Annotated in this window: 20 protein-coding genes; 9 read left to right on the forward strand and 11 right to left on the reverse strand. The window is 68.1% G+C overall.

The features are described from left to right. The first annotated feature begins 7 nt into the window (after nt 1-7). A complete protein-coding gene (gene nrdR / locus D8M34_RS00760; RefSeq protein ID WP_025105071.1) occupies nt 8-478 on the forward strand; it encodes a transcriptional regulator NrdR in 471 nt (156 codons plus the stop codon). A gap of 10 nt (nt 479-488) precedes the next feature. Continuing rightward, nucleotides 489-1,526, forward strand: coding sequence for a quinone-dependent dihydroorotate dehydrogenase (locus tag D8M34_RS00765; RefSeq protein WP_062766860.1), 1,038 nt, complete (start codon nt 489-491; stop codon nt 1,524-1,526). Here the strand turns inward: D8M34_RS00765 and D8M34_RS00770 are convergent. Beyond that, the gene (locus tag D8M34_RS00770; protein ID WP_060921218.1) at nt 1,501-2,073 is read right to left on the reverse strand and encodes a DUF3043 domain-containing protein; all 573 of its coding nucleotides are present in this window, start codon (nt 2,071-2,073) and stop codon (nt 1,501-1,503) included. The two genes, D8M34_RS00765 and D8M34_RS00770, sit on opposite strands and share 26 nt — an antisense overlap. A 45-nt stretch (nt 2,074-2,118) precedes the next feature. On the opposite strand from D8M34_RS00770, the gene D8M34_RS00775 reads away from it, so the two are divergent. The 5 genes from D8M34_RS00775 (at nt 2,119) to D8M34_RS00795 (ending at nt 7,163) form a co-directional block, all read left to right on the forward strand. Continuing rightward, complete coding sequence (locus D8M34_RS00775) at nt 2,119-3,522, forward strand: dipeptidase (protein WP_126892921.1); 1,404 nt, start codon at nt 2,119-2,121, stop codon at nt 3,520-3,522. A gap of 67 nt (nt 3,523-3,589) precedes the next feature. Beyond that, nucleotides 3,590-3,952: an iron-sulfur cluster insertion protein ErpA gene (erpA, locus tag D8M34_RS00780; RefSeq protein WP_025105067.1), complete on the forward strand. Its 363-nt coding sequence runs from the start codon at nt 3,590-3,592 to the stop codon at nt 3,950-3,952. A 109-nt stretch (nt 3,953-4,061) separates the two neighbouring features. Next, nucleotides 4,062-4,988, forward strand: coding sequence for an aa3-type cytochrome oxidase subunit II (gene ctaC / locus D8M34_RS00785; protein WP_051582271.1), 927 nt, complete (start codon nt 4,062-4,064; stop codon nt 4,986-4,988). A 3-nt stretch (nt 4,989-4,991) separates the two neighbouring features. Further along, on the forward strand, nt 4,992-6,725 hold the full coding sequence (gene ctaD / locus D8M34_RS00790) for an aa3-type cytochrome oxidase subunit I (protein ID WP_025105065.1): 1,734 nt from the start codon (nt 4,992-4,994) through the stop codon (nt 6,723-6,725). 3 nt (nt 6,726-6,728) lie between these two features. Beyond that, entirely contained in the window at nt 6,729-7,163 is a 435-nt protein-coding gene (locus D8M34_RS00795) for a cytochrome c oxidase subunit 4 (RefSeq protein ID WP_126892922.1), read from the forward strand. A 63-nt stretch (nt 7,164-7,226) separates the two neighbouring features. Here D8M34_RS00795 and D8M34_RS00800 read toward each other — a convergent pair whose 3' ends face one another. The 7 genes from D8M34_RS00800 to ctaE all read right to left on the reverse strand — a co-directional run bounded on the left by D8M34_RS00800 (nt 7,227) and on the right by ctaE (nt 13,138). Then, nucleotides 7,227-7,646, reverse strand: a complete 420-nt coding sequence (locus tag D8M34_RS00800) for a rhodanese-like domain-containing protein (protein ID WP_126892923.1) — start codon at nt 7,644-7,646, stop codon at nt 7,227-7,229. An 80-nt stretch (nt 7,647-7,726) separates the two neighbouring features. Next, nucleotides 7,727-8,251: a GNAT family N-acetyltransferase gene (locus D8M34_RS00805; protein ID WP_062766854.1), complete on the reverse strand. Its 525-nt coding sequence runs from the start codon at nt 8,249-8,251 to the stop codon at nt 7,727-7,729. Further along, nucleotides 8,248-8,661, reverse strand: coding sequence for a RidA family protein (locus D8M34_RS00810; protein ID WP_062766851.1), 414 nt, complete (start codon nt 8,659-8,661; stop codon nt 8,248-8,250). Before D8M34_RS00810 ends, D8M34_RS00805 begins: the two co-directional genes overlap by 4 nt. 78 nt (nt 8,662-8,739) lie before the next feature. Next, nucleotides 8,740-10,554, reverse strand: coding sequence for a cytochrome bc1 complex cytochrome b subunit (qcrB, locus tag D8M34_RS00815; RefSeq protein WP_025105060.1), 1,815 nt, complete (start codon nt 10,552-10,554; stop codon nt 8,740-8,742). Further along, entirely contained in the window at nt 10,551-11,627 is a 1,077-nt protein-coding gene (gene qcrA, locus D8M34_RS00820) for a cytochrome bc1 complex Rieske iron-sulfur subunit (protein WP_025105059.1), read from the reverse strand. The genes qcrB and qcrA overlap by 4 nt, the downstream gene beginning before the upstream one ends. 36 nt (nt 11,628-11,663) lie before the next feature. Beyond that, complete coding sequence (gene qcrC / locus D8M34_RS00825; protein ID WP_025105058.1) at nt 11,664-12,464, reverse strand: cytochrome bc1 complex diheme cytochrome c subunit; 801 nt, start codon at nt 12,462-12,464, stop codon at nt 11,664-11,666. A gap of 20 nt (nt 12,465-12,484) precedes the next feature. Next, nucleotides 12,485-13,138, reverse strand: a complete 654-nt coding sequence (ctaE, locus tag D8M34_RS00830) for an aa3-type cytochrome oxidase subunit III (protein WP_025105057.1) — start codon at nt 13,136-13,138, stop codon at nt 12,485-12,487. Nucleotides 13,139-13,330: 192 nt separating this feature from the next. Between ctaE and trpD the strand changes: the two genes are divergently transcribed. Both trpD and D8M34_RS00840 read left to right on the forward strand, forming a co-directional pair. Further along, nucleotides 13,331-14,401, forward strand: a complete 1,071-nt coding sequence (gene trpD / locus D8M34_RS00835) for an anthranilate phosphoribosyltransferase (protein WP_062766848.1) — start codon at nt 13,331-13,333, stop codon at nt 14,399-14,401. A 2-nt stretch (nt 14,402-14,403) separates the two neighbouring features. Continuing rightward, nucleotides 14,404-15,390, forward strand: coding sequence for a PHP domain-containing protein (locus D8M34_RS00840; RefSeq protein ID WP_025105055.1), 987 nt, complete (start codon nt 14,404-14,406; stop codon nt 15,388-15,390). Nucleotides 15,391-15,402: 12 nt separating this feature from the next. Here D8M34_RS00840 and D8M34_RS00845 read toward each other — a convergent pair whose 3' ends face one another. The 3 genes from D8M34_RS00845 to D8M34_RS00855 form a co-directional block, all read right to left on the reverse strand. Continuing rightward, nucleotides 15,403-16,353, reverse strand: a complete 951-nt coding sequence (locus D8M34_RS00845; RefSeq protein ID WP_062766845.1) for a 5'-3' exonuclease — start codon at nt 16,351-16,353, stop codon at nt 15,403-15,405. A gap of 32 nt (nt 16,354-16,385) precedes the next feature. Continuing rightward, nucleotides 16,386-16,886, reverse strand: a complete 501-nt coding sequence (locus D8M34_RS00850) for a hypothetical protein (protein ID WP_126892924.1) — start codon at nt 16,884-16,886, stop codon at nt 16,386-16,388. A gap of 254 nt (nt 16,887-17,140) precedes the next feature. Further along, nucleotides 17,141-17,677: a hypothetical protein gene (locus D8M34_RS00855; protein ID WP_126892925.1), complete on the reverse strand. Its 537-nt coding sequence runs from the start codon at nt 17,675-17,677 to the stop codon at nt 17,141-17,143. Nucleotides 17,678-17,717 lie beyond the last annotated feature (40 nt).

Here is a 17,717-nt window from a genome sequence, read left to right on the forward strand (position 1 = left end):
CTGTCAGATGCACTGCCCCTTCTGCCGTCACCCCGATTCGCGCGTCATCGACTCGCGCACCAGCGACGACGGTCTGTCCATCCGTCGGCGTCGTCAGTGTCCGGAATGCGGCGGACGGTTCTCCACGACGGAGACCGCGAGCCTGAACGTCATCAAGCGCTCGGGCGTCATGGAGCCCTTCAGCAGGGAGAAAGTCATCTCCGGCGTGCGGAAGGCGTGCCAGGGGCGGCCTGTGACGGAGGCGGACCTGGCGATCCTCGCTCAGCGCGTGGAGGAGGCGGTCCGGCAGACGGGGGTCTCCCAGCTCGACACGAACGAGATCGGCCTCGCCATCCTCGGCCCGCTGCGTGAGCTCGACGAGGTCGCCTTCCTCCGCTTCGCGAGCGTCTACCAGGCGTTCGACTCGCTCGAGGACTTCGAGTCCGCGATCAGCGACCTCCGGGCCGACCACGCGAAGGCGGAGGCGGCGGACCGGTAATCTGGCAGGGATGTATCCGCTGCTCTTCCGCGCCGTCCTCTCGCGCTTCGACCCCGAGTTCGCCCACCACGCCGGCATGGCGGTGATCCGCGTCCTCGGTGTGCCGCCGTTCTCGTGGGCCACCCGTGCGATGACCCGGCCGGACCCCTCGCTGCGGGTCGAGGCCCTCGGGCTCACGTTCCCGTCCCCGTTCGGCGTCGCCGCCGGGTTCGACAAGAACGCCGTCGGGGTCCGCGGACTCGCGGCGCTCGGCTTCGGCCACGTCGAGGTCGGCACGATCACGGCAGTCCCGCAGGAGGGCAACCCGAAGCCGCGCCTGTTCCGGCTGGTCGAGGACCGGGCGGTCATCAACCGCATGGGCTTCAACAACCGGGGCGCGGATGCCGCAGCCCGCCGCCTCGCCCGGCTCCGCCGCGGCGCGCCGGACACGGTGATCGGCGTGAACATCGGCAAGAGCCGCGTGGTGGACGTCGAGGACGCGGTCGCCGACTACGTCGCCTCCGCCACGAGACTCGCTCCGCTCGCCGACTATCTCGCGGTCAACGTCTCGTCGCCGAACACCCCCGGGCTGCGGGGCCTGCAGGCGGTCGAGACCCTGGCGCCGCTGCTGCGCGCTGTCCGTGACGCGGCCGGGTCCACCCCGCTGCTCGTGAAGATCGCCCCCGATCTGCCGGACGACGAGATCACCGCGATCGCGCGGCTCGCCGTCGACGAAGGGCTCGCGGGCATCATCGCCCACAACACGACGATCAGCCGTGACGGCCTGCGGACCGATGCGGCCGTCGTCGAAGCGGCGGGTGCCGGGGGGCTCTCCGGGGCTCCGCTCAAGCAGCGGTCGCTGGAGGTGCTCCGGGTCGTCCGTGCGGCGGTGCCGGAGGACTTCTGCGTGATCGCGGTGGGCGGTGTGGAGACGGCCGCCGATGTGCAGGAGCGTCTGGATGCCGGGGCGACCCTGGTCCAGGGCTACACGGCGTTCCTCTACCGCGGCCCGTTCTGGGGCCGCGAGATCAACCGCGGACTGGTCAGTCGGGGTACTGCCCGCGCTTGACCTGCGGCTTGGGCAGGCGCATGAAGCGCATCTGCAGAGCCCGCATGCCGGCGTACCAGCCGAGACCCTTCTCGACGCGGTCCTTGCCGAACTTCGCGGCCGCCTTGCGCTTGACCCGCATGCCGAGGAGGATCATGCCGCCGATCGCGATCACGAGGTACGCCATCATGAACAGGTACGCGTAGAACGAGATCATCATGTTCGTCGGCAGCAGCGAGGCCAGGATGACGAGGACCATGACGCCCATGACGAACTCGGCGGGGTGCCAGCCGGCATCGACGTAGTCGCGCACCCACCGACGCTGCGGGCCCTTGTCGCGCGCGGGGAGGTACTTCTCCTCACCGGCGGCCATGCCGGCCTGTGCCTTCGCGCGGCGCTCGTTGAGCTCGGCGCGGGCCGCGGCCTTGGCCTCCTTCGTGTTCGCCACGAGGGGGCGGCGGCGGGCGGCCTCCTGCTCGGCGCGGGTCGGCGTCGCGCGTCCCTTGCCGACGGCAGGCGTCTGGGGGGCGTCGTCGTTCGTCGAAGGGGAGGCGGGGGTAGTGGCCACGAGGTTCCTCGGTTCGCTGGGGTGGGTCGCCTTAAGATTACTCGCATGACCTCACCTGCACTTCCCAGCGAGTCCGACGCCGCCGTCCTCGAAGCAGTCGCCACCGGTATCCCGTCCGCGCTGTCGGACCTCGGGAACCTCGTGCGCATTCCCGGCATGGCTTGGCCGGCCTTCGACCAGACGCAGCTCGAGCGCAGCGCCGACGCCGTCGCCACGCTCGCGCGCGGCACCGGTGTCTTCGACGAGGTGAGGGTGCTCCGTGCCGACATCCCCGGCACCGACGAGCAGGGCCAGCCCGCCGTCCTCGCGACGCGCGCGGCGCGGAACGGGAAGCCGACGATCCTCCTCTACGCCCACCACGACGTGCAGCCTCCGGGGGAGGACGCCCTGTGGGAGATGCCGCCGTTCGAGCCGACGGTGCGTGACGGCCGCCTGTACGGACGCGGCGCCGCGGACGACAAGGCCGGCATCATGGCCCACATCGGCGCGATCCGCGCGGTCGCCGACGTGCTCGGCGACGACCTCGACGTCGGGATCGCGATGTTCGTCGAGGGGGAGGAGGAGTACGGTTCGCGGTCCTTCGCGCAATTCCTCTCCGACAACAAGGACGCCCTCCGCGCCGATGCGATCGTCGTCGCGGACTCGGGCAACTGGGATTCCGTCACGCCGGGCCTGACCGTCTCCCTCCGCGGCAACGCACGCTTCACCCTGAAGGTGCGCACGCTCGACCACGCGTCCCACTCTGGAATGTTCGGTGGCGCGGTGCCCGACGCGATGATGGCGACCGTGCGTCTCCTCGCCACCCTGTGGAACGAGGACGGCTCCGTCGCGGTCGAGGGCATGACCGCTCGGGACGCCGAGACACCCGAGTACACCGAGGAGACGCTGCGCGACGAGGCCGGGCTCCTCCCGGGGACGACGCCCATCGGCGACGGCACGATCCTCAGCCGCATCTGGAACAAGCCCTCCGTCACCGTGATCGGCATCGATGCGACGAGCGTCGCGGCGGCGTCGAACACGCTGCTCCCGGAGGTGACCGTGGTCATCAGCGCACGTGTCGCCCCCGGACAGTCCGGCCAGGAGGCCTACGAGGCTCTCGAGCGGCACCTCCGTGCCCACGCCCCGTTCGGCGCCGAGCTGACCTTCTCGGACGTCGACCTCGGCAACCCCTTCCTCGTGGACACGAGCGGGTGGGCGGTCACCCTCACCCGCGACGCGATGCGCGACGGGTACGGGGTCGCTCCGGTGGACCTGGGCGTCGGCGGGTCGATCCCGTTCATCGCCGACCTCGTGCGCGAGTTCCCGGAGGCGCAGATCCTCGTGACGGGCGTGGAGGATCCGCACTCCCGCGCGCACAGCCCGAACGAGTCTCTGCATCTCGACACCTTCCGGCATGCCGTGGCGACCGAGGCCCTGCTCCTCGCCCGCATGAACGCGCGGGAGATCTGAGCCTTCCGTCCGCACCGGCGGTAGAATCGTCGAAGAGCACGTACCCGGACCCGTCACGAGGAGCGACATGAGCGACACCACCCTGTCCGCAGAGACCACCCGCGCACACGGCGTCAAGCTGACGGACGCCGCCGCCACGAAGGTGAAGAACCTTCTCGAGCAGGAGGGCCGCGACGACCTCCGTCTGCGTGTCGCCGTGCAGCCCGGCGGCTGCTCGGGCCTGATCTACCAGCTCTACTTCGACGAGCGCTACCTCGAAGGCGACGAGACCGTCGACTTCGACGGTGTCGAGGTCATCGTCGACAACATGAGTGTTCCCTACCTCGACGGCGCCTCGATCGACTTCAAGGACACCATCTCGGAGCAGGGCTTCACCATCGACAACCCGAACGCGGCGGGCAGCTGCGCCTGCGGCGACAGCTTCCACTGACACGTTCTTCCCGCGAACGGCCGCCGTCACGTCCCGTGACGGCGGCCGTTCCGCTTCTCAACCTGCATGGTTGGCATGAATCAGGTGTGAGGTTGCTCTAGACTTGGACATGCCTTGTCCGCGATCTGAAAGGTGCATCGTGCCCTCGAAACGCCGCCTTCGTTGGGCCGCACTCCCTGTGGGAGTTGTGGCAGCTGTGGCTCTGGCGGGATGTACTCCCACCGAGCTGAACGGCTTTCTTCCGGGCTTCGTGGATGGTGGTCCGGCAGCAACCAACCAGACGGAGCGCGTGTCGTCCCTCTGGGTGAACTCCTGGATCGTGCTCCTCGCGGTGGGTGTCGTCACCTGGAGCCTCATGGCCTGGGCTGCGATCGCGTACCGCCGCCGCAAGGGCCAGACCGGCCTCCCGGTGCAGATGCGCTACAACATGCCGATCGAGATCTTCTACACGATCGTGCCGCTCATCCTCGTGCTGGGCATGTTCTTCTTCACGGCTCGCGACCAGACCGAGATCGAGACGAAGTGGGACGACCCCGACGTCGAGATCACCGCGATCGCCAAGCAGTGGGCATGGGACTTCCAGTACAACGGCGAGACCGAGGAAGACACCGTGTGGACCATGGGCATCCAGGCCCAGCCCGACGCGGAAGGCAACATCGACCAGGCGGAGCTGCCGACCCTGGTGCTGCCGGTCGACCAGAAGGTCACCATCAACCTGCAGTCGCGCGACGTCATCCACTCCTTCTGGATCATCGACTTCCTCTACAAGAAGGACATGTTCATCGGGAAGGACAACTCCTGGTCCTTCATCCCCACCCGTGAGGGCGAGTACGCCGGCAAGTGCGCCGAGCTCTGCGGCGAGTACCACTCGATGATGCTCTTCAACGTGAAGGTCGTCTCGCAGGACGAGTACGCCGCCTACCTCGAGTCCCTCGAGGAAGAGGGCAACACCGGGGACATCACCGACGCGTACGACCGTCTCTCGAACCTCCCCGGCACCTCCGGGAAGACCGACACCGAGGAAGGAGAGGAGTAAGCCATGTCGACCACTGAAGCTCCTCGCACCGACGAGGCACCTCGCTCCCGTCCCACCACCCTGCCCGCGCGCCAGGCTGCTCTGATGAGCTCCTCCCGCGTCGAGCAGAAGGGCAACATCGTCGTCAAGTGGATCACCTCCACGGACCACAAGACGATCGGGTACATGTACCTCATCGCCTCGGTGATGTTCTTCCTCCTGGGTGGCGTGATGGCGCTGGTGATCCGTGCCGAGCTGTTCGCGCCGGGCATGCAGATCGTCCCGACGAAGGAGCAGTACAACCAGCTGTTCACGATGCACGGCACGATCATGCTGCTGATGTTCGCGACGCCGCTGTTCGCCGGCTTCGCTAATGCGATCCTGCCGCTGCAGATCGGTGCTCCGGACGTCGCCTTCCCGCGTCTGAACGCCTTCGCCTTCTGGCTGTTCCTGTTCGGCTCGACCATCGCGGTCGCCGGCTTCCTCACCCCGCAGGGTGCGGCCTCGTTCGGCTGGTTCGCGTATCAGCCCTTGGCCAACGCGTCGTTCTCGCCAGGAGCGGGCGGAAACCTCTGGATGCTCGGTCTCGGCATCTCGGGCTTCGGCACGATCCTCGGTGCGGTGAACTTCATCACGACGATCATCACGATGCGTGCTCCCGGCATGACGATGTGGCGCATGCCGATCTTCAGCTGGAACACGCTCATCACCAGCCTCCTGATCCTGATGGCCTTCCCGGTCCTCGCCGCGGCGATCTTCGCCGCCGCCGCCGACCGCGTGCTCGGTGCGCACATCTACGACCCGGCCAACGGGGGTGTCCTGCTCTGGCAGCACCTCTTCTGGTTCTTCGGCCACCCCGAGGTCTACATCATCGCGCTGCCGTTCTTCGGCATCGTCTCGGAGATCTTCCCGGTGTTCAGCCGGAAGCCGATCTTCGGGTACAAGACCCTGGTCTACGCGACGATCGCGATCGCGGCCCTGTCCGTCGCCGTGTGGGCGCACCACATGTACGTCACCGGCTCCGTGCTCCTGCCGTTCTTCGCTCTGATGACGATGCTCATCGCGGTGCCCACGGGTGTGAAGATCTTCAACTGGATCGGGACGCTGTGGCGCGGCTCGGTGACGTTCGAGACCCCGATGGTGTTCTCGCTCGGCTTCCTCGTTTCGTTCGTCTTCGGTGGCCTCACCGGTGTGATCCTCGCGGCCCCGCCGCTGGACTTCCACCTCAGCGACAGCTACTTCGTCGTGGCGCACTTCCACTACGTGGTGTTCGGCACGGTCGTGTTCGCGATGTTCGCCGGTTTCTACTTCTGGTGGCCGAAGTGGACGGGTCGCATGCTGAACGAGCGCCTCGGCTACGTGCACTTCTGGATGCTGTTCGTCGGCTTCCACATGACCTTCCTCATCCAGCACTGGCTCGGTGTCGACGGCATGGTGCGTCGCTACGCGGACTACTCCGCGGCGGACGGCTGGACGTGGCAGAACCAGGTCTCGACGATCGGTGCGATCATCCTCGGCGCCTCGATGCTGCCGTTCTTCCTGAACGTCTGGATCACGGCCCGCAAGGCGCCGAAGGTCACCGTGAACGACCCCTGGGGCTACGGTGCCTCGCTGGAGTGGGCGACCTCGTGCCCGCCGCCGCGGCACAACTTCACGTCGATCCCGCGCATCCGCAGCGAGCGTCCGGCGTTCGACCTGAACCACCCGGAGGCCGCGGAGTTCGCGACCACCGCACCCGGCGAGCGAGAGGGCCACTGAGCCATGCGCGACAACGTCATCATCTGGTGGGTCCTGACCGCGTTCTTCGCCCTCGTCGGCGTCGTCTACACGGGCTGGAACATCCTGGCTCACCCCGGGCTTCCGCTGGTGAACCAGGTCGAGTGGGTCGGTACCGTCGCCCTGTTCTTCTCGGCCTTCATGGGCGCCATGGTCGCCTTCTACCTCGACCGGACGCACAAGGCGCAGAACGGTGAGCTGCCCGAGGACATCCTCACGTCGGACATCGACGACGGTGACCCCGAGCTCGGCGAGTTCAGCCCGTGGTCCTGGTGGCCGCTGGTGCTCGCGGCTTCCGCCGGAGTGTTCGTCGTCGGCCTGGCGGTCGGTCACTTCCTCCTCCCGATCGGTCTCGCGATCTTCGTGGTCGCGATCGTCGGCTGGGTCTACGAGTACTACCGCGGCAACTTCGCCCGCTGAGTCTCCTCACACCCCGAAGGCCCCCGGATCACTCCGGGGGCCTTCGTCGTTCCTGCGATCCGCTCACACGCGGGTGCGGATGCGGGGGATCCCGGTCAGCGGGTCGACGGGACGGTGGTGCACACCCTCGGCGTCTTCGACGGGATATCCCTCGCGGGCCCAGTACTCGAAACCGCCGATCATCTCGCGCACGCGATAGCCGAGACGAGCGAACTCGAGCGAGCCGCGGACACCGCCGTTGCATCCGGGGCTCCAGCAGTAGACGACGACCTCGGCATCCGCCGGGATCTCCTCCGGGGCGCGGTGCGCGATCTCGCTGTGAGGCATGTGGAGCGCGCCGGACACGCGCCCCTGAGCGAACGCCTCGCTCGAGCGGACGTCAACCACGACCAGAGCGCGGCCGGCGGCACGGTCGGCGTGCACGTCGCTGGGGTCGGTCTCGAAGGCGAGGCGGGCGGCGAAGTAGTCAAGGCGATCGATCATGAGCCCAGACTAGGGACGCGCGGGCGCCGACGACCGAGGGATACCGTCGTGCGTCGCGCGAATCCTGCCGTCGTGGCCGGTCAGAGCGCCGCGGTCATCTGGATCCGCCGTCCGTACCGGGTCAGGCCCAGACGCTCTTCGACGGCGACGAGCTCACGGAGGAAGTCGGTGTCCGGCGTGGACTCCGTGAAGCCGCAGCGGGAGTAGAAAGGGGCGTTCCAGGGGACGTCCGCGTATGTGCGCAGCGTGAGTTGTGTGCGGCCCCGACGGCGGGACTCGTCCTGGGCCGCCATGACGAGGGCGCGACCGATACCGCGGCGACCGGAGGCGGGGTGGACGGACAACTGCTCCAGATGGGCGTACCCGGGTCCCTCCAGCACCTGCACGAACCCGACCGGCACCTCGAGTCCGCCGGAAGCCTCCGTCGTAGGGGAGGAGGTGGCCACCAGGACGAATCCCTCGGCGCGCCGGCGGTCGTCGGCTGTCGACGGCGGGGGCCAGTCCTCGGCACCGAAGCGATCGGTCAGAAGGCTGTCAGCGGCGCGCTCGATCTCCTCCAGGACGGCATGGTCCTGATCCGTCGCGTGTCGGATGAGGGTGGTCATGCACGGTCCGCGGGCAGAGCGGCGACCGCCTCGATCTCGACGAGCTGGTCGTCGTAGCCGAGGACAGTCACGCCGAGGAGGGTGCTGGGGACGTCGTGAGGCCCGAACGCGGCGTGGACGACGTCCCAGGCCGTGACGAGGTCCCGCTGCGCGGAGGAGGCCACCAGGACCCGCGTGCTGATGACATCCGTCAGAGTGGCGCCGGCAGCCGTGAGCGCGCCCTGCAGCGTCTCGACACACCGTGCCGCCTGAGCGGCGTAGTCTCCGGGGGCGGTGGTCGTCCCATCGTCCTCCAACGGGCAGGCTCCGGCTAGGAAGACCAGACGCGCGTCAGCGGGGGCGGTGGCGGCGTACGCGTACGGGGTGTCGGCGAGGAGGGGAGCACGGAGCAGGCGGACGACCGAAGACATGAGACGATCCTCTCATCAGGGGAGAACGATGAAGGCCCCGTCCTAACGGACGGGGCCTTCATCGAAGGGGAGTGACGACTACTCGTCGTCCTCCGACTTCTTCTTCCGAGGCTTCTTGACGGGCTCGGTCGAGATCACCGTGCTGGGTGTGTTCGGCGTTTCGTCGACGTGCGTCTCGTCGACCGTGAGCGGCGCGTCCGGGAACCCGGCACGCTCGTGAGCGCCCTGGATCTCGGCGGCCTCCGCCTCCTCGTTCCCCGCAGTGACGTGATGCTGGTGCGCATCGGCGGCGTCGATCTCGGCCTGCGTGAGCGGGGCGAGACGGTCCTCGAAGAACCAGCGGGACATCGCAGAACGGAGGTTCTCCGTCCACGGGATGCGGCCCTTGGCGTTCGGGCGGACGACCAGCGGCTCGTAGCCGTCGACGTCGATGAGCTTCCAGCGGTCGTAGACGTCGACCGGCTGGTGCACCTCGATGAACTCGCCGCCGGGGAGGCGGACGATGCGTCCGGACTCGAAGCCGTGCAGGACGATCTCGCGGTCCTTCTTCTGGAGCGCGATGCAGATGCGCTTCGTGACGAAGTAGCCGATGATCGGGCCCAGGAACAGCAGCGCCTGCAGCGTGTGGATGACGCCTTCCATGGTGAGCATGAAGTGCGTGGCGATGAGGTCGGACGAGGCCGCCGCCCACAGGACCGCGTAGAAGATGACGCCGGCGACGCCGATCGCGGTGCGGGTGGCCGCGTTGCGCGGACGCTGGGCGATGTGGTGCTCGCGCTTGTCGCCGGTGACCCACGCCTCGATGAACGGGTAGATCGCGACGATGACGATGAACAGACCGAGCACGGCCACCGGGGCCAGGATTCCGAACGACCAGGTGTGGTCGAGGAACACGATGTCCCAGTTCGACGGGGCCAGGCGGAGCGCGCCGTCCGCGAACCCGATGTACCAGTCCGGCTGCGTACCGGCCGAGACGGGGGAGGGGTCGTAGGGGCCGTAGTTCCAGATCGGGTTGATCTGGAAGAACGTCGCGATCAGCACGATGGTGCCGAAGACGATGAACAGGTAGCCGCCCATCTTGGACATGTAGACCGGCATCATCGGGTAGCCCACGACGTTGTCGTTCGTGCGGCCGGGGCCGGCGAACTGCGTGTGCTTGTTGATGATCATGAGCATCAGGTGCACCGCGATGAAGGCGATCACCAGCATCGGGAGCAGCAGGATGTGCAGGGTGTAGAGGCGTCCCACGATGTCGGTGCCCGGGAACTCGCCGCCGAAGAGGAGGAAGGAGGTCCAGGTGCCGATCAGGGGGAGACCCTTGATCATGCCGTCGATGATGCGCAGGCCGTTGCCCGAGAGCAGGTCGTCGGGGAGCGAGTAGCCGGTGAAGCCCTCGGCCATCGCGAGGATGAACAGCACGAAGCCGATCACCCAGTTCAGCTCGCGCGGCTTGCGGAACGCGCCTGTGAAGAACACGCGCAGCATGTGCACGCCGATGCCGGCGATGAAGACGAGCGCGGCCCAGTGGTGGATCTGGCGGACCAGGAGGCCACCGCGGAGGTCGAACGAGATGTGCAGCGTCGACTCGAGAGCCGAGGACATCGCGATACCGCGCATGGGGGCGTAGGCGCCGGTGTAGTGGGTCTCCACCATCGAGGCCTGGAAGAAGAACGTCAGGAAGGTTCCGGAGAGGAACACGACGACGAAGCTCCAGAGCGCGATCTCACCGAGCATGAACGACCAGTGGTCGGGGAAGATCTTGCGACCGAGCTCCTTGACGAAGCCGGAGAGGCTCGTGCGCTCATCGATGTAGTTCGACGCGGCGCCGACGAAGCGGCCGCCGAGAGGCGCCTTGGTGTCCTTCTCGTCCTTGGACAGCGTTGCGGTGCTCAATGGCGCTCCCAGAAGCTCGGGCCGACGGGTTCGGTGAAGTCGCTGCGTGCGATGAGGTAGCCCTCGTCGTCCACGGTGATGGGCAGCTGAGGCAGCGGCCGAGCGGCCGGGCCGAAGATGACCTTCGCGTGGTCCGTGACGTCGAACTGCGACTGGTGGCACGGGCACAGCAGGTGGTGGGTCTGCTGCTCGTACAGCGCGACGGGGCAGCCGACGTGCGTGCAGACCTTGGAGTACGCGACGATGCCGTCGTAGGACCAGTCCTTGCGGTCCTCGGCCTCGATGAGCTGCTCCGGGCGGAGGCGCATCATCAGCACGATGGCCTTGGCCTTCTCCTCGAGGTAGCCCTCATCGTGACCGAGCTCCGCGAGGTCCTCCGGGATCACGTGGAAAGCGGAGCCGAGCGTGACGTCGGCGGCACGGATGGGGGTGCCGTCGGGGTCGCGGACGAGGCGCATGCCCTCATCCCACATCGTGTGCTTCAGCAGCGCGACCGGGTCGCCTGCGGTGGGGTCGTCCGGCGTGGAGTGCGGGGCGAGGCCACGGAACAGCGTCACACCGGGGATGATCGACGCGACGATCGCCGCGAACAGCGAGTTGCGGATCATCGTGCGGCGACCGAAGCCGGACTCCTCGTTGGCGTCGGCGAAGGCCTTGATGGCCGCCTCACGCGTCGAGTCCTTGCCCCGGGTGGGGTGGCGGAGCTCGACGTGCTCCTTGTCGGACATGAGGGCCTTCGACCAGTGGATCGCGCCGATGCCCAGGGCCAGCAGCGCGAGCGCGATGCCGAGACCGATGAAGAGGTTGTTCTGACGGATGTCGATGAGAGCGCCGCTCTCGATCGGGAACAGCATGTAGGCGGCGACCGCCCAGATGCTGCCGGCGAGCGACAGGTAGAACAGCGTGTAGACGGTGCGGACGGCGGCCTTCTCGGCGCGCGGGTCCTTGTCGGTCATCCGCTCGCGGTGCGGCGGAAGCCCGGGGTTCTGCACGGGATCGCTGACTGCGACACCCAGCCCCGGAGAGGGCTGGTAGGCCCTGTCAAGAGCCTGCGAGTCGTCGTCGTGTGCCATGGTGCTCCTCGTACGTTCCTCTTCGATGAATAAGCGTCAGTTGGACTTCGCCGTGATCCACACGGTGATGGCGACCAGAGCGCCGATACCGAAGATCCACACGAACAGGCCTTCGGAGACCGGTCCGAGCGAGCCGAGGGAGAAGCCGCCGATCTGGACGGACTGCTGCTGGAAGAGCAGAGCCGAGATGATGTCGCGCTTGTCCTCGTCGGACAGGTTCATGTCGCCGAAGACCGGCATGTTCTGCGGGCCGGTGACCATGGCCGCGTAGATGTGCAGCGCGCTGGTCTCCGTGATGGCCGGAGCGTACTTGCCCTCGGTGAGAGCGCCACCGGCGGCGGCCACGTTGTGGCACATCGCGCAGTTGACGCGGAAGAGCTCGGCGCCGTGCGCCACGTCGCCTTCGCCGTCGATGATCTCGTCAGCGGGGTACGTCGGGCCGGGGGCCTCGGACTGCACGTAGGCCGCCATCGCGAGGATCTGCTCCTCGGTGAACTGCGGCTCCTTCTGCGGAGCCTGCGGTCCCTGCATCTGCAGCGGCATGCGGCCGGTCGACACCTGGAACTCCACCGCCAGCTCGCCGACGCCGTAGAGGCTCGGGCCGTTGGGGGTGCCCTCCAGGTCGAGGCCGTGGCAGGTGGCGCAGTTCGCCGTGAACAGTTTCTCGCCGTCCTCGACCGTCAGCTGCGTCGATGCCGTGGGGGCGTCGTTGGCGGCGAATGCCGCGGTCGCACCCGCGTACACCGCGCCGGTGATCATGAGGCCTGCTCCGATGAGCGCGGCCGCCGCCAGTGGGCTGCGACGACCGCTCGAACGGCGCTTCTTCTCTCGTGCCATCTCGGGGATCAGCTCCGCTCTTATTTCAGGAAGTAGATAACGAAGAACAGCACGATCCAGACGACGTCGACGAAGTGCCAGTAGTAGGACACCACGATCGAGGAGGTCGCCTCCTTGTGCCGGAAGTTCTTGACGGCGTACGCGCGGCCGATCACCAGGAGGAACGCGACGAGTCCGCCGGTGACGTGGAGGGCGTGGAAGCCGGTGGTGAGGTAGAACGCCGAGGCGTACGAGTCCGCCTGGATAGGCATGCCCTCTGCGACGAGCTGGGCGTACTCCCACACCTGGCCGGACACGAAGATCGCGCCGAGGGCGAAGGTGAGGAAGAACCACTCGACCATGCCCCAGCCGAACAGGCGACGGCGGCCGGCGCCGTTCTTCTGGCCCTTGCCGATCTTGTACGGCTGCAGGTCTTCGGCCGCGAACACGCCCATCTGGCAGGTGAACGAGGAGAGCACGAGGATCGCCGTGTTCACTGCCGCGAACGGCACGTTCAGGAGCTCGGTACGGTCGGCCCACAGCTCGGGGGAAGTGCTGCGGAGGGTGAAGTAGATCGCGAAGAGTCCCGCGAAGAACATCACCTCGCTGCCGAGCCACACAATGGTGCCGACAGCTACCGGGTTGGGCCGCTTGATGGTTCTCGCCGCCGGGGCATACGTCGCTGAGGTCGTCACCCCTCCATTATGGCCGATCCGCGGGCGTGATTCTTGCACCCGCGCCCCTCGATTCGCCCGTCGAGGACTTAGGGGACCCTAAGAAAACACTGCGAATACCCGGTGAATACGCGGGAAACGTCGCTCTTCCGCGGGCTGCGCGCTCGCCCGGATCGATCTGCACGTTTTCTCCGCGCCGATAGGATCGCACACATGGCTGATTCCCTGACCTGGTCCGATGTGCTCACCTCTCTCCTGGAGCGTCGCGACCTCAGCGTGTGGGAGTCGACGTGGGCCATGCGCCAGATCATGAACGGCGACGTCTCCGAGGCGCAGCTCGCCGGATTCCTCGTCGCTCTGCGGGCGAAGGGGGAGACGATCGATGAGATCGTCGGCTTCCGCGACGCGATCCTCGAGGCGGCCGTGCCTCTGCCGGTCTCCCCGAACGTGCTGGACATCGTGGGCACGGGCGGCGACCGCGTCGGGACGGTGAACGTGTCGACGACGGCCGCCGTCATCATCGGTGCCACGGGAATCCCCGTGGTCAAGCACGGCAATCGCGCCGCGAGCTCGGCCTCGGGCTCCTCCGACGTCCTCGGTGCACTCGGCCTCGAGCTCTCCCTCGACCCCGCGGCGGTCGCCTCGATCCTCGACCGGACGGGCATCACCTTCGCCTGGGCGGGGGCGTTCCACCCCGGGTTCAAGCACGCCGGTGCCGTGCGGTCGCAGCTCGGCGTTCCGACCGTGTTCAACATGCTCGGCCCGCTCTGCAACCCCGCGCGTGCCGAGGCGAACGCGGTCGGTGTCGCCCAGATGGAGCGCGTCCCGCTGATCACCGGCGTCTTCCGGACGCGGGGAGCGACGGCGCTGGTCTTCCGCGGCGACGACGGCCTCGACGAGCTCACGACCACCGGGCACAGCCGCATCTGGGAGGTCACCCGTGGAGACATCCACGAGCACGACCTCGATCCCCGTGATCTCGGCATCCCGCTCGCCGACCTCTCCGACCTCATCGGCGGCTCTCCCGCCCACAACGCCGAGATCCTCCGCCGGACGCTCGCGGGGGAGCAGGGGCCGGTACGGGACATCGTGCTCCTCAACGCCGCCGCCGGCATCGTCGCCTTCGAGCTGTCGCAGGACGCGACCCAGGTGCAGCGGCCGATCCTCGAGCGGCTCCGCGATGCGCTCGCCCGTGCGTCCGCCGCGGTGGACGACGGGCGCGCGCTGGCCAAGCTGGATCAGTGGATCGGCGTCAGTCGCGAGCTGGCCGCGCCGAAGGAGTGAGCATGGACCCGGTCGACGCGCTGCTCGAGATCGCTTCGCTGCTGGAGCGCGAGCGGGCGTCACGCTACCGGGCCAAGGCGTTCCGCCAGGCGGCGGCCACATTCCAGGATCTTCCGTCCGACGTGCAGGGCGACCCGACGCGTCTCCGCGCAGCCAAGGGCATCGGGGAGTCGACCTTCGCCGTCATCCGCCAGGCGCAGGCAGGAGAGGTGCCGGAGTACCTCGTGGAGCTCCGCGGTGACGTCGAACCGGAGAAGGTGTCGGTGCTCCGCGGGAAGCTGCGCGGAGACCTGCACGCCCACACCGAGTGGTCGGACGGGACGACGTCCATCGAGGTGATGGCCGCTGCCGCCCGCGCGCAGGGCCACGAGTACCAGGCCATCACCGACCACTCTCCACGCCTCCGTGTGGCGCGAGGGCTGTCGGCGGAGCGGCTCCGCGAGCAGATCCCGCAGGTGCGGGCGCAGTCGGGGGACGGCTTCACACTGCTCGCCGGCATCGAGGTGGACATCCTGGAAGACGGAGCGCTCGATCAGGAGGACGCCCTCCTCGCGGACCTGGACATCGTCGTCGCCTCGGTGCATTCCAAGCTCCGCATGGACGGACGGGCGATGACCGCGCGGATGATCGCGGCTGTCTCGCATCCTCGGGTGAACGTCCTTGGACACTGCACCGGCCGGCTCGTCCAGGGCGACCGGGGCACGCGCCCGCCCTCGGCCTTCGATGCCGCCGCGGTGTTCGCGGCGTGCGCGGAGAACGGGGTGGCGGTCGAGATCAACTCGCGGCCCGAGCGTCAGGACCCGCCGGACGAGCTCATCGCGATCGCGCTCGAGGCCGGATGCCTCTTCTCGATCGACTCCGACGCGCACGCTCCCGGACAGCTCTCTCTGCTGGACCACGGCGCCGAACGTGCGGAGCGCGCCGGGGTGCCGGCGTCGCGCATCGTCACGACGTGGGGTCTGTCGCGCCTCCTCGCCTGGGCGGAGTGAGGTCCGGCCGCGTCAGCCCTCGGTGATCTGGCTCGCGGCCGCGGTGACCGCGGTGACGGCCCGTGTCATCGAGCTTCCGAGGTTCCAGCGCTCGGCGAGGGCCGTGGCTTCCGCCGCTTCGTCCGGCGTGAGGGCTCGCAGCGCGACATCGGGAGCGGTGATCGGGAGCTCCGTGGCGACGGCGACGACCGTGGGGGCGACATCGAGATACGCCTGCGCGTCGAGGATCTTCGCGCGGATGCCGGCGCTCATGCCCTCGCCCGCTTCCGCGGCTTCCCGGATGCCGACGAGGTCGCCGTGCTTCTGCAGCAGGGTGGCGGCGGTCTTCTCGCCGATCCCGGCGACGCCCGGGAGTCCGTCCGACGCATCGCCGCGCATCGTCGCGAAGTCCGCGTACTGCGAGGGGAGCACCCCGTACTTGGTGACCACAGTGGCGTCCGTCACGACCTCGAGGTTGCTCATGCCGCGCGCCGTGTAGATCACACGCACGTCGCGCTCGTCGTCGACGAGCTGGAACAGGTCGCGGTCGCCGGTGACGATGTCGACGGGCATCGTCGCGTGCGTCGCGAGGGTGCCGATGACGTCATCCGCCTCGTGCTCGGCGACGCCGACGATCGGGATGCCGAGGACCGCGAGCGTCTCGCGGATCAGCGGGATCTGCGCCTCCAGCGGGTCGGGCACTTCCTCGACGTCGGGCGCACCCGCCACGACCTCCACCACGCGGTGCGTCTTGTAGCTGGGGATGAGGTCCACTCGCCACTGCGGGCGCCAGTCGTCGTCCCAGCACGCCACGACGTGGGTCGGCTGATAGGTGGTCACGAGCTTCGCGATCATGTCCAGCAGGCCGCGCGCCGCATTGATGGGGGAGCCGTCGGGGGCTGTCACCTTGTCGGGGACGCCGTAGAACGCGCGGAAGTAGAGGCTGGCGGTGTCGAGCAGCATGAGGCGTTCGGCGCGGGTCATGGATTCAGGGTAGAGCGTGCCCCACGGGGTGCTCAGCAGCCCGCAGCCGCGGGTCGTTCTTCACACGTCCGTGCCACGAGCGCGGTGGTCGCCTCGTAGATGCGGATCTGCCTTGATGCGCCATCGACCGAAAGCTCGCCGGACACCGGGAACCAGCCCCCGCCGACGTCGACCTCCGCCGTGTAGGCGACCGTCGTCCTCGTCGTGTAGATGCCGCGTCGGGTGTAGACGTGGCTCGTGGGGGTCGCGGTGAAGGGCGCTTGGCCGAGCGTCGCCCACGTGCGGCCGCCGTCCGGCGCGGTGGCCGTCGTCCCGTCGCCGTGGTCGAAGACGACCCGTGCGGGTGTGAAGCGCACCGTCACCGGCCGGTCGAGGAGTGTGCCGCTCGCCGTGTGCGCCGCGACGGTCGCCACGAAGTTCGTCGCCATCCCCACGACGCCGGCGTTCCCGGGCTCCGCGGTCGTCGTCACGGGGTCCGGCGCGAACCGTGCGAGGTCCTCGATCGTGAGCGGGTGCTCGGACTCCTCCGTCACCCGCACTCCGTACATGCCGCACGACCGGCTCAGCGCCGTGTCCGTCTTGCACGGTTCGCGTTTTGGTTCTGGGGCGGAGGGATCTTTTGACACCTCGGCACCCGGCCGAGTTGAAGCCGAGTGCATGTCGCTCGCGGCAAGCGTCAGGCTGCTTCCTGCGGAGCACCCTGTGATGAACGACACAGCGGCGTTGCATCCGTTGCTGGATGGCACGACGAAGCCGGTCATGAAGAGTGTCGCGGTGACGATCACCCTCAGGATGGGCACGCGAACTCCTCGGAATTTTGTAAGTCGGAGATGGTTGAGGCTTTCTCGGCACCGGCGGAAAAAGTGACCACTGTGGGCTGATGAGCGGGTCTGTCCGGGGCAACGATTGATGCCCCTTGCTCGTCGACAACATCCACTCCACTCACATCGATGCAAACGCGAGCTCGAACTTCACCAGTGTCGGCGTCCGCAGACAGCTCCTTTACCCATGTGAACTTGGTTGATCCCGAGGAGCGAACTCCCTCCGCGTGAAGTTCGCTGAAGGCACGCTTGGTGGACTCGGAAGCCTGCCCCGATAGGACGTCAAAGACCGCATCGAAGGTTGTGGGATTGGAGAAATCGACGTGGTTGAGCGCGTCGACATACTCGGCAAAGGTGGCCTCGGCGGCGGCGAAGGCCTCTTCCTCGGAGGCGAAGGCGGGGGAGGGGGTCGGCGTGGGCTCCGGAGTGGGGGCGCAGGCGGACAGGGCCGAGACGCCGAGGGCCAGCACGGCGAGCATGCGGAGAGCGGTGGGCGACATCACCGGGCCACCGTACGCGGAATGGACGGAGCGGCGCCGACGT

The sequence above is a fragment of the Microbacterium sp. HSID17254 genome (genome assembly GCF_003989315.1).
Classification (GTDB): Bacteria; Actinomycetota; Actinomycetes; order Actinomycetales; family Microbacteriaceae; genus Microbacterium.

Bases quoted from the DNA above. Each gene is read 5' to 3' on its own strand.
- nrdR (WP_025105071.1), top strand. From the start codon at position 8: ATGCACTGCCCCTTCTGCCGTCACCCCGATTCGCGCGTCATCGACTCG.
- D8M34_RS00765 (WP_062766860.1), top strand. From the start codon at position 489: ATGTATCCGCTGCTCTTCCGCGCCGTCCTCTCGCGCTTCGACCCCGAG.
- D8M34_RS00775 (WP_126892921.1), top strand. From the start codon at position 2,119: ATGACCTCACCTGCACTTCCCAGCGAGTCCGACGCCGCCGTCCTCGAA.
- erpA (WP_025105067.1), top strand. From the start codon at position 3,590: ATGAGCGACACCACCCTGTCCGCAGAGACCACCCGCGCACACGGCGTC.
- ctaC (WP_051582271.1), top strand. From the start codon at position 4,062: ATGCCTTGTCCGCGATCTGAAAGGTGCATCGTGCCCTCGAAACGCCGC.
- ctaD (WP_025105065.1), top strand. From the start codon at position 4,992: ATGTCGACCACTGAAGCTCCTCGCACCGACGAGGCACCTCGCTCCCGT.
- D8M34_RS00795 (WP_126892922.1), top strand. From the start codon at position 6,729: ATGCGCGACAACGTCATCATCTGGTGGGTCCTGACCGCGTTCTTCGCC.
- D8M34_RS00800 (WP_126892923.1), bottom strand. From the start codon at position 7,646: ATGATCGATCGCCTTGACTACTTCGCCGCCCGCCTCGCCTTCGAGACC.
- D8M34_RS00805 (WP_062766854.1), bottom strand. From the start codon at position 8,251: ATGACCACCCTCATCCGACACGCGACGGATCAGGACCATGCCGTCCTG.
- D8M34_RS00810 (WP_062766851.1), bottom strand. From the start codon at position 8,661: ATGTCTTCGGTCGTCCGCCTGCTCCGTGCTCCCCTCCTCGCCGACACC.
- qcrA (WP_025105059.1), bottom strand. From the start codon at position 11,627: ATGGCACACGACGACGACTCGCAGGCTCTTGACAGGGCCTACCAGCCC.
- qcrC (WP_025105058.1), bottom strand. From the start codon at position 12,464: ATGGCACGAGAGAAGAAGCGCCGTTCGAGCGGTCGTCGCAGCCCACTG.
- trpD (WP_062766848.1), top strand. From the start codon at position 13,331: ATGGCTGATTCCCTGACCTGGTCCGATGTGCTCACCTCTCTCCTGGAG.
- D8M34_RS00840 (WP_025105055.1), top strand. From the start codon at position 14,404: ATGGACCCGGTCGACGCGCTGCTCGAGATCGCTTCGCTGCTGGAGCGC.
- D8M34_RS00845 (WP_062766845.1), bottom strand. From the start codon at position 16,353: ATGACCCGCGCCGAACGCCTCATGCTGCTCGACACCGCCAGCCTCTAC.